The sequence below is a fragment of the Achromobacter deleyi genome, assembly GCF_016127315.1.
Classification (GTDB): domain Bacteria; phylum Pseudomonadota; class Gammaproteobacteria; order Burkholderiales; family Burkholderiaceae_B; genus Achromobacter; species Achromobacter insuavis_A.
This window is the reverse complement of the sequence record NZ_CP065997.1, coordinates 4,361,195-4,376,415: the sequence shown is the minus strand read 5'-3', so window position 1 is coordinate 4,376,415 and position 15,221 is coordinate 4,361,195. Positions and strand designations below refer to the sequence as shown.

At 69.4% G+C, this 15,221-nt stretch carries 13 protein-coding genes and 1 riboswitch; of the genes, 3 read left to right on the top strand and 10 right to left on the bottom strand.

Annotated elements, in window-relative coordinates:
• Positions 1 to 88 precede the first annotated feature (88 nt).
• The 3 genes from I6I07_RS19995 to I6I07_RS19985 all read right to left on the bottom strand — a co-directional run bounded on the left by I6I07_RS19995 (position 89) and on the right by I6I07_RS19985 (position 2,721).
• A complete protein-coding gene (locus I6I07_RS19995; protein ID WP_198483391.1) occupies positions 89 to 1,069 on the bottom strand; it encodes a FecR domain-containing protein in 981 nt (326 codons plus the stop codon).
• Entirely contained in the window at positions 1,066 to 1,572 is a 507-nt protein-coding gene (locus I6I07_RS19990; protein WP_198483390.1) for a sigma-70 family RNA polymerase sigma factor, read from the bottom strand. Before I6I07_RS19990 ends, I6I07_RS19995 begins: the two co-directional genes overlap by 4 nt.
• A gap of 120 nt (positions 1,573 to 1,692) precedes the next feature.
• Positions 1,693 to 2,721, bottom strand: coding sequence for a hypothetical protein (locus tag I6I07_RS19985; protein WP_198483389.1), 1,029 nt, complete (start codon positions 2,719 to 2,721; stop codon positions 1,693 to 1,695).
• Positions 2,722 to 2,819: 98 nt separating this feature from the next.
• A riboswitch (TPP riboswitch) is annotated at positions 2,820 to 2,954 on the top strand.
• Positions 2,955 to 3,015: 61 nt separating this feature from the next.
• Between I6I07_RS19985 and thiM the strand changes: the two genes are divergently transcribed.
• Complete coding sequence (gene thiM / locus I6I07_RS19980; protein ID WP_198483388.1) at positions 3,016 to 3,837, top strand: hydroxyethylthiazole kinase; 822 nt, start codon at positions 3,016 to 3,018, stop codon at positions 3,835 to 3,837.
• Positions 3,838 to 3,880: 43 nt separating this feature from the next.
• Here the strand turns inward: thiM and I6I07_RS19975 are convergent, their stop codons facing one another.
• From I6I07_RS19975 to I6I07_RS19950, 6 genes are all read right to left on the bottom strand, one after another.
• The gene (locus I6I07_RS19975) at positions 3,881 to 5,977 is read right to left on the bottom strand and encodes a TonB-dependent receptor (protein ID WP_198483387.1); all 2,097 of its coding nucleotides are present in this window, start codon (positions 5,975 to 5,977) and stop codon (positions 3,881 to 3,883) included.
• A 220-nt stretch (positions 5,978 to 6,197) separates the two neighbouring features.
• Positions 6,198 to 6,956 (bottom strand): ABC transporter ATP-binding protein, encoded by a 759-nt coding sequence (locus I6I07_RS19970; RefSeq protein WP_198483386.1) that lies wholly within the window; start codon positions 6,954 to 6,956, stop codon positions 6,198 to 6,200.
• A complete protein-coding gene (locus I6I07_RS19965; protein WP_198483385.1) occupies positions 6,953 to 7,939 on the bottom strand; it encodes an iron chelate uptake ABC transporter family permease subunit in 987 nt (328 codons plus the stop codon). The genes I6I07_RS19970 and I6I07_RS19965 overlap by 4 nt, the downstream gene beginning before the upstream one ends.
• On the bottom strand, positions 7,932 to 8,906 hold the full coding sequence (locus I6I07_RS19960; protein WP_116520887.1) for an ABC transporter permease: 975 nt from the start codon (positions 8,904 to 8,906) through the stop codon (positions 7,932 to 7,934). The genes I6I07_RS19965 and I6I07_RS19960 overlap by 8 nt, the downstream gene beginning before the upstream one ends.
• A 51-nt stretch (positions 8,907 to 8,957) precedes the next feature.
• On the bottom strand, positions 8,958 to 9,908 hold the full coding sequence (locus tag I6I07_RS19955; protein WP_198483384.1) for a siderophore ABC transporter substrate-binding protein: 951 nt from the start codon (positions 9,906 to 9,908) through the stop codon (positions 8,958 to 8,960).
• Between the two features lie 65 nt (positions 9,909 to 9,973).
• Positions 9,974 to 11,986: a ligand-gated channel protein gene (locus tag I6I07_RS19950; RefSeq protein WP_198483383.1), complete on the bottom strand. Its 2,013-nt coding sequence runs from the start codon at positions 11,984 to 11,986 to the stop codon at positions 9,974 to 9,976.
• Positions 11,987 to 12,193: 207 nt separating this feature from the next.
• On the opposite strand from I6I07_RS19950, the gene I6I07_RS19945 reads away from it, so the two are divergent.
• A complete protein-coding gene (locus I6I07_RS19945) occupies positions 12,194 to 12,907 on the top strand; it encodes a response regulator transcription factor (protein WP_198483382.1) in 714 nt (237 codons plus the stop codon).
• Positions 12,907 to 14,301 (top strand): sensor histidine kinase, encoded by a 1,395-nt coding sequence (locus I6I07_RS19940; protein ID WP_198483381.1) that lies wholly within the window; start codon positions 12,907 to 12,909, stop codon positions 14,299 to 14,301. Before I6I07_RS19945 ends, I6I07_RS19940 begins: the two co-directional genes overlap by 1 nt.
• A 45-nt stretch (positions 14,302 to 14,346) precedes the next feature.
• On the opposite strand, the gene I6I07_RS19935 is transcribed toward I6I07_RS19940, so the two are convergent.
• Positions 14,347 to 15,165, bottom strand: coding sequence for a TatD family hydrolase (locus I6I07_RS19935; RefSeq protein WP_198483380.1), 819 nt, complete (start codon positions 15,163 to 15,165; stop codon positions 14,347 to 14,349).
• Between the last annotated feature and the right edge of the window lie 56 nt (positions 15,166 to 15,221).

Genomic DNA, 15,221 nt, shown 5'->3' with positions numbered 1-15,221 from the left:
CGCGAATCCCCTCATTTTTTTGCGACTTTTTTTTCGGCCTCTGCGCGCGGCCGTCTCTTGAGCCATTTCCCGGCGCGGCATGCCGGCATCAGGCCGGGCCGACCGTCACCCAGTAGCGGGTCCAGTAACGCACCCGGACCGGCAAGGTCTGGGCCAGGAAGGCCAGCGCCCGGTCGGCGTCGCCGATGTGATAGGTGCCCGATACCCGCAGGTCCGCCACCTCGGGGGCACAGCTGATGCGCCCGCGGCGATAGCGCGACAGTTCCGCCAGCAGGTCGGTCAGCCGCATGTTCTTGCCGACGATCGCGCCTTCGACCCAGGCCGCGCTTTCCATGGCGGGCGGCGGCAGGGGTTGCGCGTGCCGGCGGTCAAGCCAGCCCTGCTGGCCCGCCTGCACGATGACACGGTCGCCGCCGTCGGCCGGCGTCAGGGCCACCGCGTGTTCCTGCACGCTGACCCGGGCGCCGTCGTCGTCCAGGCGCACGACGAAGCGGGTGCCCAGCGCCTCGACCATGCCATACGGCGTGCGCACGCGGAACGGCCGCCGCGCCGGCGACCCGGCGTCGCTGCCCGTGCTCAGCGAGATCTCGCCGCGATGCAGCACCACCACGCGCTCGGGGCCCTCCAGCAGCAGGCTCACGGCGCTGTCGGTGTTCAGCACCAGATAGGTGCCATCGGCCAGCGTCAGGGCCCGGCGCTCGCCCAGGCCGGTGCTGACGTCGGCGACCAGGCGCTGCCAGGGCACCTGCTCGCGCGCCGCCCAGCCCGTGCCCAATACGCCGCCGGCGACCAGCAGGCTCTTGAGCACCACGCGGCGCTGGCGCCGGCGCGTGCCGTTCAGGGCCGTCAACGCATCCAGCGCCAGCCCCTGCGGGACCGAGGTGAAATCGGCGTTCAGCGATTGCACGCGGGCCCAGGCCATTTCGTGCTCGGGCGCGGCCCGGCGCCAGCGCTCGAACGCCGCGCGCGTGCGCGCGTCCGCCTGGCTGAAGTTGAGTTTGACCGACCAGTCGATGGCCTGGTCGACGATGGTGGCGGCGATCGGCGCGGCCGCGCCCGGCTCTCTCATGCCGGCTCGAAGCGGAATTGATAGCACTGGCGCAGCCCGCTGGCGACGTAGCGCTCGGCGGTGGCCAGCGACACATCGAGCCGCGCGGCGATCTGCGGGCAGCTCAGGCCCTCGAGCTGGGCCCACAGGAAGGCCTGGCGCACCTTGGGCTTGAGGGTGTCGAGCATCTGGTCGATCTTGATCAGCGCCTCGAGGATGAGCAGGCGGCTTTCGGGGGAAGGGGCTTGCGCTTCCGGCGTGCGGGCCAGCACGTCGAGCCAGGCGCGCTCCAGTTCGCGGCGGCGCCAGTGGTCGACCAGCAGGCCACGCGCGATGGTGCTCAGGAAAGCCCGCGGCTCGCGCGTGTCGGCCACGGCCGGCCGGCGCAGCAGGCGCACGAACACGTCATGCGCCAGGTCCGCGGCCTCGAACGAATTGCCCAGCTGACGGCGCAGCCAACCGTGCAACCAGCCGTGGTGATCCACATAAAGCGATTCGATTCGATCCTGCGTCGTGGGGGGCATGGCCGCGCGCCCTTGCGGGCAAATGAATGATAACCATTCTCTATTGTAATGACGAGAGACTGGCATCGGCAAGCGCCCCGCCCGGCGCGGACGCCCCGCCCCCGTCGCGACGCTTCCGATTCAGGCCTTGGAATTGTCCGTGACGAGCCTGTCCGCGGACGCGGAGGGCGCCCCGCCTTCGCGGTGAAAAAACAGCGGTTCCAGGCCGCCCTTGCCCCGGTCCAGGTACTCGAACGCGACCCGCTCCCCGGGATGCGCCGGGCCGCCGCCATGGCTGAGGTTGTACAGTTCGCCGCCCAGCCGATAGGCGTACAGCGGAGTCCTGGAAGTCGAGTCCGGCATCTGCGCCTTGTAGGTCAGGACCTCGTCCACCCGGCCGCGCACGCCGTACTTGACGCTCGCGCGCCGCAAGGCCCGGCTCGGCCGCCCCGCCCACCATGCCGCCGCCAGGAACAACGCGCCGACGCCATACAGCGGCCACGCCAACCAACCGGCGGCCAGAGACACCAGCGCTGCCCCCAGCAACACGTTGCGCGACAAGGCCGCATCCTGCCCCAACCGCCCCCGATCAGCATCGCCGAGGGTCTCGTAGGCTTTCTGCACTTCGCCCGGGCCGTCGTATTCCGCGCGCAACAGCACCGGCGCCTGCCCCGGCCACAGCGCCAGCAGGTGCAGCCGTACCGGCGCATCCAGCCTGGCGGCGCAGCGTTCGGGACTCGTGCCGCCATCCCCGGGCATCGTGAAGCCGTTCATGAACGGCAGCGCCACCTCCAGCGTGCGCCCATCGATGCCGTACCGCACGCTGCCACCGGCGGTGGGCGCCAAGCCGGTGAGCACGCCCGAGACCACCTGCTTCGGCACGCCTCCGCGCAACACCCGCCGCCAGCGCCGCCGCACCGCCGGGCCGCGCAGCAGGCGCCGGCCGAAATGCAGCGTGAAGCCGGCAAGCACCAGGATCATCACGCCCAGCACCGGATCGCGCGCCGTGGTCGAGGGCCCCCACAGCCAGATCCCTGCCATGAATGCGGTGATGGCCAGGAACAGCGTGAAGAACACCGCCCCCAGGACCGTTTCCGCGCCGTGAAAGCGCGTATGACGGCGCAACCAGGACAGGTCCTGCTCGGTCAACGCCTCATCGTGGGTCTGCATGCCGCGCGCCTCCTCGTCTCGATCCGATTGCCCGCCATGATGACAGATGCGCCGGCCCATCCGGCTTGACAAGCCCCCCTTGCGCCTCCGAACATAGCTGCATCCACCCGGGGAGCTTCGGCAAGAAGCTGAGATTCCGATGGCGGCCGCGCCCCACACGCGGCGCGCGGCGCGCAGACCCGTTGAACCTGATCCAGACAATGCTGGCGTAGGGAAGGTGCGCATTCCGCCGGCCCCCGCTGCCGCGCCATGACGCCCCGCCCCGCCTGCAGCCCCCTGCAAGGACCTATCGGCATGGCCTCTACCACCCCCTCCCTTTCCGCGCTGACGCTGGCGTCGCGCGACCTGTACGCGGCCGTGCGCCGCGACGCGCCGCTGGTGCAGTGCCTGACCAATTTCGTGTCGATGAATACCGCGGCCAATACGCTGCTGGCGATCGGCGCCTCGCCCGCGATGGTGCACGCGTCCGAGGAAGCGCCCGAATTCGCCGCCATCAGCGGCGCGGTGGTGATCAATATCGGCACCCTCTCGGCCCCCTGGCTGGACAGCATGCTGCTGACGGCCGCCGCCGCGGGCCGGGCCGGCACGCCATGGGTGCTGGATCCGGTGGCGCACCACGCCACGGCGTTCCGCCGCGACGCGGTGCGGCGCCTGCTGGACCTGCGGCCCGCGGTGATACGCGGCAATGCATCGGAGATCATCGCGCTGGCCGGCGGCCAGAGCGCCAGCAAGGGCGTGGACGCGCGCGATCCGGTGCAACAGGCCGAGCAGGCGGCGCGCGAGCTGGCGCGGGCGCGCGCCACCGTGGTGGCCGTGACCGGTGAAGTGGATTTCGTGACGGACGGCCAGCGCGAAGTGCGCGTGACCGGCGGATCGCCGCTGATGCCGCAGGTCACCGCCACGGGCTGCGCGCTGACGGCGGTGGTGGGCGCCTTCGCGGCGGTGGCGCGCGATGACGCCTACACGGCGGCGGTGGCGGCGCTGTCCTGCTTCGGCATCGCCGGCCGGCGCGCCGACGCGCTGGCGGAAGGCCCCGGCTCGTTCGCGTGGCGCTTCCTGGACGCGCTGGCGGCGCTGGAAACGGACAGCCTGACGGCCGAATCGCCGCTGCGCTGAACCGCGCCGCGCGCGCCTGGCCGGCGCGCGCGGACTGCTCGTTTTACATGCGGTACTGCAGGCTCAGCATCGCGTTGCGCGGCGCGCCCGGCATGTTCAGGTTGGGGCTGGTGCCGTGGGCCGAGACGATGTAGCCGGCGTTGAACAGGTTGTACAAGTTCAACTGCACCGAGTACGGCCCCTGGCGCCACCATGCCGCCGCGTCCGCCGTCAGGTAGCCCGGCAGCGTGACCGTGCTGCCCGGGTTGGCGAAGCGCGCGCCCACCAGGTTCAGGCCGGCGCCCGCGCCGAAGCCATCGCCCAGGTCCTTGGTGATCCAGACGTTGCCGGCATGGCGCGGCGTCAGCGTGGCGCGCTTGCCTTCCACGCTCTTGCCGGCGTCCACCGCGACGGACTGCGTCACGCGCGCATCCAGGTAGGCGTAGCCCAGCATCGCGCGCCAGCCGTTGGACAGGTCGCCCGACAGCGTCCATTCGGCGCCGTCGGTGCGCTGCGTGCCCACCGGCACCAGCGTGTTGGTCACCGGGTTGGTGACCTTGATGTCGGTGCGCTCCAGGCGGAACACGGACACGGTGGTCGAGAGCTTGCCATCCAGGAAGTCGTACTTGGCGCCGACTTCATAGTTGGTGGTCTTTTCCGGCGCCAGGTCGGCGTTGTTGGCGGCCAGCGCGAAGGCCTCGCCCGAGGGCTGGTACGAACGGCTCCACGACACGTAGTACGACTGCACGCTGTCCGGCTGGAACACCAGGCCCAGGCGCGGACTCAGGTTGGAGTCGGTGCGCTGCAGGTTCTGGCCGCTGCGGCGGTCCTCGGTCTTCTGCTCGAAGCGGTCGTGGCGCACGCCGCCCAGCACCTTCCAGTGCTCTCCCAGCGACACCATGTCCTGCACGTACAGGCCGAGCGTGCTGAAGCGGCCCAGGCTGTCCGAACCCGGCGCGCCCACGGCCTGGCGCTGCAGCGTCGGCAGGCGCGGATCGAACAGGTTGACCACCGCCACGTTGGCGTTGGAATAGCTCACCAGGTCCTTGTTCTGCTGCCCCACTTCGACGCCGTACAGGATGTCGTGGCGCACCGATCCCCATTGCACGCGCTGCATCAGCTCGGTCTGGTTGGTCCAGCCGTGTTCGTCGCGCAGCACGTTGCCGTGCGTCAGCGACACGGTCTGGGCGGCTTCGTTGACCGTGCCGGGCAAGGTGTTGTTGCGGTTCAGCGTGTAGTGGTAGTAGCGCGTGGCGTTGCGCAGCGACCAGTTCTCGTTGAAGCGGTGCGTCAGCGTGCCGGCATAGGACTGCACACGGGTCTGGGTGTAATCGGTGTCGCGCGCGTTCTCGGCGCCGTAGTAGGTGGACGGGTCCACGTCCACCGGCCGGCCGTGATAGGCCGGAATGCCGAAGTCGGTCAGGCGGCGGTCTTCCAGGAACTCGGTCTGCAGCAGGAAGGTGGTGTCCTCGCCCAGGCGGAACTGGGCCGACGGCGCGATCGCCTTGCGGTCGATGAACTGCTTGTCGCGGTAGCTGTCGCCCTTCTCCACCGCGCCGGTCAGGCGCCACGACATGGAGCCGCTCTCGTTGGCGCGGCCCAGGTCCAGGTCGAGCCGGCGGTCGTTCCACGAGCCGTAGCTCAGGCCGACCTGCGAGATGTCCTCGCCCGGCTTCTTGGTGACGCGGTTGATCAGGCCGCCCGACGAGCCGCGGCCATACAGCACCGCGGCCGGGCCCTTGATGACGTCGATGCGCTCGACGTTGGACAGGTCGCGGTAGTACAGCGCGTCGTCGCGGAAGCCGTCGACGAACTGGTCGGCGATGGCGGTGAAGCCGCGGATCGACACCTGGTCGCGCTGGCCGTCGCCGGTCGAGAAGCTGACGCCCGGCACGTTCTTGAGCGCGTCCTGCACCGACATGGCGTGCTGGTCGCGCAGCACCTGCGCCGGCACCACGTTCACCGTCTGCGGAATGTCGCGCAGCGGCGCGTCGATCTTGGTGGCGCTGGTGGACGCGGGCGGGTTGTAGCTCCGGGCGGTGTCGTCGGTGCCGACGACGCTGACGGCGGGCAAGGTGGCGGTGGGCGCGGCGGCCTGGCCGTGCGCGGCCAGGGGAGCCACGACGAACAGGGCGGCGGTGAGAGGGCGAAGGACGTGCATGGCCAGCGGGTCTTGTCGAAGTCGTTTGAAATGGAAGGGTTCGCCATTCTCTTGACAACGAGAATCACTCGCAATGCTTTTATCATTACGTTGCCTTGCGGCCACGATAAATGAGACACGCGTTCAATTCAGATGCTTTTCAGCCACCTCGTGCCACGCGTGCGCGCCCCTCGGCAGGCCCCCGCCGCGGCCATGCGCCCCTGTTTTTATCGACCGCGGGTCAGCGGTAGTACACGCAGATGCGCTTGCCGCCGATCTCGTGCACGTCGATCGGCAGTTCGTACAACGCGCCCAGGACTTCCGGACGGATCAACTCGGCGGGAGTGCCATGGTGCGCCACCCTGCCCGCCTTCATCGCCACGATGCGGTCGGCATAGGCCGAGGCGAAGTTGATGTCGTGCAGCACCAGCACCACGGTCTTGCCCAGTTCGTCGGCCGCGCGCCGCAGGGTGCCCATCATGGCCACCGCGTGCTTCATGTCGAGGCTGTTGAGCGGCTCGTCCAGCAGCAGGTAGCGCGTGTCCTGGCACAGCACCATCGCCACGAAGGCGCGCTGGCGCTGGCCGCCGGACATCTCGTCCAGGTAGCGGTCGGCCAGCGGCTCAAGCTCCAGGTAGGCGATGGCGCGGTCGATATGGGCCTTGTCCTCCAGCGTCAGCCGCCCGCCGCTGTGCGGATAGCGGCCGAACGCCACCAGGTCGCGCACCGTCAGGCGCAGCGGCAGGTGGTTGTCCTGCCGCAGGATGGCCAGCCGGCGCGCCAGTTCGCGGCTGTCGCTGCGCGTCACGTCCAGGCCGTCGACCAGGATGTGGCCGGCCGACGTCGGCAACAGGCGGCTGATCATCGACAGCAGGGTCGACTTGCCGGCGCCGTTGGGGCCGATAATGGCGGTCACGCCGCCCGCGGGCAGCGCCAGCGACACCTGGTCCACGACCACGCTGTCGCCATACTGCTTGCTGACTTTTTGGATATCGATCATTGGCGTCCCCTGCGCAAGATCAGGGCCAGGAACATCACTCCGCCCACGAATTCGATGACCACGCTGACCGTGGTGCTCAGCTGCAATACCCGCTCCAGCAGCGTCTGGCCGCCCACCAGGAAGATCACGCTGAGCAGCACCGCGGCAGGCACGGTATGGCGATGCCGGTCCGAGCCCATCGCGTGGTAGGCCAGGTTGCTGACCAGCAGGCCGAAAAACGTCACCGGCCCCACCAGCGCGGTGGACACCGACACCAGCACGGCGATGGCGGCCAGCGTCAGCAGCAAGGTGCGGCGATAGTCCACGCCCAGGTTCAGCGCGATCTCGCGCCCCAGCGCCAGCACGTCGTAGCGGCGCCGCATGCGCCAGATCAGCAGCGTGGCCACGGCCACCGCCGCCAGCGCGATCGGCAGCAGGCCGGTGCGCACCGAATTGAAATTGGCGAACATCCGGTCCTGCAGCACCAGGAACTCGTTCGGGTCGATCAGGCGCACGACAAAGCTGGACAGGCTGCGGAACAACAGGCCGAAGATGATGCCGACCAGCATCATCAGGTGCAGGCTGCGCACCGCGTCGGTGAACAGCCAGCGGAACAGCAGGCAGGCGAACGCCGTCATCGCGCACACCTCCAGCACGAAGGCCGCCACCGGATGGCTGACCGCGCCCGCCGCCTGGCCGAAGCCGAACACCACCACCGACTGGATCAGCAGGTAGAGCGCATCGAACCCCATGATGGCCGGCGTCAGGATGCGGTTGTGGGTGACGGTCTGGAACAGCACCGACGACACCGCCACCGCGTACGCCACCAGCAGCATCACCGCCAGCTTGCCGCCACGGAACGGCAGCACGAAGTCCCACTGGCCATTGGCGCCCAGCATCATGAAGCCGGCCACGCACAGCAGCGCCAGCGCGGCCAGCAGGGCCAGGCGCCAGGCCTGCGGCGAACGCGCCGTGGCGGCGCGCGACACGACGGAATCAGCCACGGCGGTTCCTCCGGCTGTGCAGCAGGCACAGGAACAGGATGCTGCCCACCACGCCCACCACCGTGCCCAGCGGCACCTCGTACGGGTGGATCACCAGGCGGCCGATGATGTCACAGGCCAGCACGAAGACGCCCCCCAGCGCCGCCACCCAGGGAATCGAACGGCGCATGTTGTCGCCCAGCATCAGGCTGACGGCGTTCGGCACGATCAGGCCCAGGAACGGAATGCCGCCGGCCGTCACCACCACCACCGCGGAGATCGCCGACACGATCAGCAATCCGGTCAGCGTCAGGCGCGCGTGGTTCAGGCCGAGATTGGCGGCGAATTCCCGCCCCATGCCGGCCACGGTGTAGCGGTCCGCCGCCAGGTAGGCGGCGGCCGCCAGCGCGAAGCCGATCCACAGCAGTTCATAACGCCCGCGCAGCACCCCGGAAAAATCGCCCGTGGTCCAGGCGTGCAGCGACTGCAGCAGGTCGTAGCGATAGGCGACGAAGGTGGTGACCGCGTGGATCACGCCGCCCAGGATCAGGCCGATCAGCGGCACGATGAAGGGCGTGCGCAGCGGCACGCGCCGCAGCAGCGCCAGGAACAGCAGCGTGCCCGCCAGCGCGAAGCCGGTGGCCGTCAGCATCTTGCCGATCACCGGCGTGTCCGGCGCCAGCAGCGTCACCACCAGGATGCCGAGCGTGGCCGACTCGACGGTGCCGGCCGTGGTCGGTTCGACATAGCGGTTGCGCACCAGCATCTGCATGATGAGCCCGGCCACCGCCAGCGCCATGCCGGCCAGCAGCAAGGCCAGCGTGCGCGGCACGCGGCTGACCAGCAGCAGGCGCCAGGCGCGCTCGGCGTCCGGCCCGCCGGCCAGGGCGCTGAACGAAAACGTCCCCGCGCCCAGGCTGACGCTGGCCACGCACAGCAACAGCAACAACAGCAGCAATGCCGCCAGCCCGGCCCAGCCGGTGATCATGCCACCCTGCTTCACCCGGCCGACTCCGGTTCCATCCGATGTGCCATGCGGTTACTTGGTCGCCGACAGCGCGCGCGCCAGGTCGTCCACGTTCTGCTGCATGGCGGTCAGGCCCGCGCTGCCCAGCAGATACCAGTTGTAGCCATTCAGGTAGACCACGCGCTGCTGCTTCCAGGCCTTGGTCGGGCGGATCAGCTCGTTGTCCAGCATGCGCTGGGCCGAGGTGCCCTCGCGGCCGATGGCGGCATCGCGGTCGATCACGAACAGCCAGTCCGGATCGGTCTGGGCGATGAATTCGAACGAGATCGCCTGGCCGTGGTTCGACACGTTCAGGTCCTTGGCGGCCGGCGCGATGCCGAACGCGTCATGGATGACGCCGAAGCGCGAACCGGGGCCGTAGGCGCTCATCTTGCCGCCCGTGGTCAGCACGATCAGGCCGGTGCCGGCGCCGGCGGCCTTGCCGTGCAGCGCGGCGATCGCGGCGCGCAGGGCGTCCAGCTTTTCCTTGGCCTGGGCCTGCTTGCCGTAGAGGGCGGCCAGCGTCTCGGTGTTGCGCACCACGCTGCCGACCAGGTCCTTGGCGTCGACGGTCAGGTCCACCGTGGGCGCCAGCTTGGCCAGCTCGTCGTACTTGGGCGCGGAGCGGCCGGCCACGAAGATCACCTGCGGCTGCGCCGCGTGGATCACTTCGTAGTTGGGCTCGAACATGCTGCCCACCTTCAGGTAGCGCTTGTCGGCGTACTGGGCCAGTTGCGGCGGCAGCTTGGCGGCCGTCGGCACGCCGGTGACGTCCACGCCCAGCGCGTGCAGTGTGTCGAGCACCGCCAGGTCCAGCACCACGGTCTTGGCGGGGTTCTGCGGCACGGCGGTTTCGCCGCGCGCATGCTTGACCGGCACGGTCTGGGCCGCGCTCAGCGCGCTGGCGGCGCCCAGGGCCAGGGCGGCGGCGGCACACGCCAGCCAACGGCCGGCGCGTCCCGCCTGGGTTTGTTTCATCGTCATGCTCGTCTCTCCAGGTTGCGGGAACGCCGCCTGGCGGCGGCGCGTCCCTGGTGTTGCACGCGGGCTCAGAACTTCACGCCCACGCCCAGCCAATAGCGGCGGCCGTCTTCGACGTAGCCGTAGTCGTCGTAGCCGACCTTTTTGTCGAACAGGTTGTAGATGCCGGCGTACACCGACACCTTCTTGTTGACGGCATAGGAGCCGCCCAGGTCGACGAAGGTGTAGGACGGCGCCACCAGCGACGACGAGGACGGGCCGGTGATCGGCTGGCTTTCCTTGCCGCGGTAGTTGACGCGGGCCCAGGCCTCGAGCGCGTCGGACGCCTGCCAGTTGACCGTGGTGGTGAACAGGTGCCTGGGCAGCTGGTTCAGCGGCTGGCCCTGATACTGGCCGGTCTTCTGTTCCGACTTGGTGAAGGTGTAGCTGCTGGTCAGCGACCAGTCGCGGCCCAGCGGCAGCTTCAGGTTGGCCTCGACGCCGCGCGACACCGCCTTGTCCACGTTCAAGTAGGTGGTGGGATTGGCGCCGAACTGGTTGGGGCCGTCGGTGCACTGCGACAGCGGGCACGCGACGCGGGTGATCTTGTCCTTGAAGTCGTTGTTGAAGACCGTCAGGCCGGCGTTGAAGCCTTCGCCGTCGTCATACAGCAGGCCGATTTCCTCGGTCACCGACTTCTCGGGCGTCAGGTTGGGGTTGCCGTACATGTTGCCGCCGCGGCTGACCTGGCCCCAGCCCGCGACCGTCTGGCGCAGGTCGGGCGCGCGGAACCCGGTGGAGACGCCGCCCTTCAGGGTCCAGCGCTCGGCCATGTGCCACACGCCGTACAGGCGCGGGCTGAAATGGCTGCCGAAGTTCTCGTCCTGGTCCATGCGCAGGCCGCCGGTGACGGCGAAGCTCTCGGCCAGGCGCCATTCATCCTCGGCGAACAGCGCCCACTGGTAGCGTTCCACCTTGCTGGGGCCGCCGGCCAGCTGGTTGCCGGTCTGGTCGTTCAGGCGCTGCGTCAGGTAGCTGCCGCCCAGCGTCAGCATGTGCGAACCCAGCGGCAGCGACCAGCTGGTCTGCAGGTCCAGGTTCTTGATCTTCATCTGGCGCGAGCGGTTGTCGAACTCTTCCTGCTGCACGTAGCTGTCGGACACGCCCCAGCCCCAGCGGCCCGTATGCGACAAGGCCCACTTGTTGCTGCGGTAGTCGGTTTCCGACGAGGCCGGGCAGCCGGTGCGCGGGCACGCCACGCCCGGCGCCAGCGGGGCCACGGTCTTGCCCAGGGTGTTCTCGTATTTCTGGCGGCTGGAAGTGGCTTCCAGCACAATGTCGTGGTCGCGGTTGGGCGTGAGCGCCAGCTTGGCGGTGATGTTGGTGGCGTTGCGCTTGCGGTAGCCGTCGAAGATCTTGTCTTCGTCGCGCTGGGTCGCCTGGCCGTAGATCTGCAGGCCCAGCAGGTCGTTCTTGATCGGGCCGGCCAGGTAGAAGTTGCCCTGGTAGATGTCGCCGGACTTGCTGCTTTCCTGGATGGTGGTGTCCATGCGGATCTCGCCGCCCCACTCGCCGGGCACCTTGCGGGTGATGATGTTGATCACCCCGCCCATGGCGTCGGACCCATACAGCGACGACATCGGCCCGCGCACCACCTCGATGCGTTCGATGGCCGAGATCGGCGGCGTCCAGCCGCCTTCCACGCCGCTCGAGTCGGAGTTGGTGCGGGTCTCGCGCGAGTTCTGGCGCTTGCCGTCGATCAGGATCAGCGTGTACTTCGGGCCCATGCCGCGCAAGCTGATGTCCTGGCGGTCGCCGCCGCCGGTGACGATCACGCCCGGCACTTCGACCAGCGCGTCGGTGACGTCGCGGTAGAACTTCTTTTCGAGATCCTGGCGCGTGATGACGCTGATCGACGCCGGCGCGTCCTGGATCTGCTGCTCGTAGCCGCTGGCCGTGACCACCACGGTGTCCAGCGTCTTGGTGTCGGCCGCCTGCCCCCAGGCCGGCTGGCCCAGGGCGAGGCCGGCGCCGCACAAGGCGACGGCCAGGCGGGTACGCGGACCCAGTGCGCGACGCACGGTCAGATCGTTACTGAGCATGATTTGAACTTCTCCCGTCCCGGATGGCCGCCGCGCCCCGCGCGCCGCGCCCTCCGCTTCAATTTTTAATGAAAAGCATTCTCATATTAGAATGGAGGCCGTCCGGGGGCTGCAACACGCTTTCCGCAACTTTTACTTTCTTCGCACTTCTTGACACTCCGGCCGCCAGCGACCCGCTATGCTGCCGCAGCAACAGAACCCAAGCGCATGTCCATTCCACCCTCTTTGACACTGCGCCGCATCCTGTTGATCGACGACGACGTCGACCTGGCATTGATGCTGCGCGAATACCTCGAACCCGGCCAGATCGAGCTGACGCTGGCGCACAACAGCGCTCAAGGTTTGCCTTTGGCAATGCAGGGTTGCTTTGATCTCGTCCTGCTCGATCTGATGCTGCCCGACGGCAACGGCCTCGACCTGTTACGGCGCCTGCGCCAGCATTCGCGCCGCCCGGTCATCATGTTCACCGCCCATGGCGGCGAAACCGACCGGGTGCTGGGGCTGGAGCTGGGCGCCGACGACTACCTGGCCAAGCCGTTCAGTCCGCGCGAACTCAAGGCCCGCATCGGCGCGGTGCTGCGCCGTTTCGAGGAAACACCGCAACCCGCGCCGCTCGAATTGAGCGTGGGCGCGCTGTCGCTCGACGCCGCCAGCGGCCGCGCCCGTCTCGGCGCGCAGGAAGTGCTGCTGACCGGCGCCGAACAACGCATCCTGGAAATCCTGATGCGCGCGCCCGGCCAGGTCGTGGCGCGCGACCAGATCAGCCTGTACGCGCTGGGCCGCAGCGCCGACCGCTACGACCGCAGCATCGACACCCACATCAGCAGCCTGCGCAGGAAACTGCAGCTGGACCAGGCCGGCGACGCCCCCGCCATCCGCAACCTGCGGGGGCTGGGCTACGTGCTGGCGGGCACGGCCTGATGGCCTGGCTGCCGATCCGCTCCCTGTTCTGGCGCGCCTTCCTGACCTTCTGGGGCGCGATGGCCGTCATCACGGTCTGCGGCATGATGCTGACCGCGGCCGTGGCCTGGTATCGCGTCGATTCGCTGGACGGCCTGAACCCCGGCAACCTGACCCGCGACGCGACGCAGATCGCGCGCACCGACGGCGCCGACGGCCTGCGCCGCTGGCTCGCCGCCATGGATGCGCGCTATTCGGCGCTCAAGATCTACATCGTCGACACGCAGGACCGCGAGATCCTGGGGCGCCGCCTGCCGACCCGGCTGGACGACTGGCTGGCCGCCTTTCGCGCCTCGCCCGATGCCAGCATGCTGACCGCCATCGACGTGGCCGCCGATCCCGACGCGCTGCGCGTGTCCTGGTGGCACCCGCAGCTGCTCATCCTGCCGGACCGCAGCCATCTGCTGATGCTGTTCCTGCCGTTCGATTCGTCGCACTGGGAGATGCTGGGCCTGACCCCGGTCGCGCTCGGATTGCTGCTGTTCGCGCTGGCCATCACCGCGCCGTTCTGCTGGGCGCTGACGCGCCACGTAGCGGCGCCGCTGGACCAGTTGCGGCGGGCGGCCCGCGCGCTGGCCGCCGGCAAGCTGGAGACTCGCAGCCCCGCCGCCCTGTCGCTGCGCAAGGACGAAGTGGGCCTCTTGGCGCGCGACTTCGACGCCATGGCCGGCCGCCTGCAGGCGCTGGTCGATACCCGCGAACAACTGCTGCGCAACATCGCTCACGAACTGCGCTCGCCGCTGGCGCGCCTGCGGCTGGGCGTCGAACTGGCGCGCCGCAAGGACGAACGCCAGGACCTGCAACTGGACCGCATGGAGCGCGAATGCGAGCGCCTGGACGCCCTGGTCGGCAGCACCTTGCGGCTGGCCCGCATGGGCGCCCTGCCCTCGCCGACCGAAACGCTGGACCTGGCGGAAGTGGTCGATGACGTGGTTCAGGATGCCCGCTTCGAGGCGGGCGATCGCCGCATCTCGATCGACTGGCGGCGTCCGGCGCCGCTGCCCGTGACCGCCGATCGCGACAGCCTGGCCAGCGCCATCGAGAACGTGCTGCGCAACGCCCTGCGTTTCGCGCCCGAGGGTGGCATCGTGCGCGTGCGCCTGCTGGCGGATGCCGCCGAGGCCTGCCTGGAAATCGAGGACGGCGGCCCCGGCGTGCCGGAAAAGGAATTGGCGTACCTGTTCGAACCCTTCTACCAGAGCGCGGCGGCCGCCGGCGTCACGCCAGGCGGCGCCGGCCTGGGCCTGAGCATCGCGCGCGCCGCGGTCACGGCGCACAAGGGCCGGATCTCGGCGCGCAACGCCGCGCCGAACGGACTGAGCGTGCGCATCGAACTGCCGCGCGCCCAGACCTGAGGCGGCAACAACGCCCCGTATCGCGCCGCACCAAACAGGGACGGCTCAGTCCGCGTCGGCCAGGATCGCGGCACAAAGCCGCGGCAACACCCGCAGGGCGTTGGCCGTGGTGGCCTGCGCCACCTGCGCCACGGACAGGCCGCGCAGGTCCGCCAGCACCCGGGCGATGCGGGCCAGCTCGCCGGGACGGTTGCGCCGCTGCGGCGGATGCAGCCAGGCCGGCGGAATATCCGGCGCGTCGGTCTCCAGCACCAGGTGCTGCAGGTCGACGTCGGTGGCATGGCGGCGGATCTGCAAGGCCCGCTCGTAGGTCATGGCGCCGCCCAGCCCCAGCGCGAAGCCCTGCTCGACAAAGGCCTGGGCCTGCTGCGCGCTGCCATTGAAGGCGTGCGCGATGCCGCCGATGCGGCCGTGGCGCCGCAGGTACTTCAACAGGATGTCCTGCGATTTGCGCACGTGCAGCAGCACCGGCAGCTTGAATTCCGCCGCCATGGCCAACTGGGCCGCGTAGAAATGTTCCTGCCGCGCGCGCGGCTCGCCCGAGGCGATCTCGGGCACGAAGAAGTCCAGGCCAATCTCGCCGATGGCGACAAAGCGCGGATCGCCCAGCGCTTGCCGGATGGCCTCGCGCAGGGCGTCCAGGTCGGCATCGGCCGCGCGTTGCACGTAGAGGGGATGGATGCCGAGCGCGTAGGCGCCACCGGCCACCTGCCCCGCCAGCTCGCGCACCACACTGAAGTTGGCGCGCTCGACGGCGGGAATGACGATGGCCTGCACGCCGGCGTCAAGCGCGTGCTCGGCCACCTCGCGGCGGTCGGCGTCGAACTCGGTGGCGTCCAGATGGCAATGGGTGTCGATCAGCATGGGCGCGGTCTCCTTGCCCGGGTCTCTTGCCTCATTATCGCCCCACCCGCGGCGGT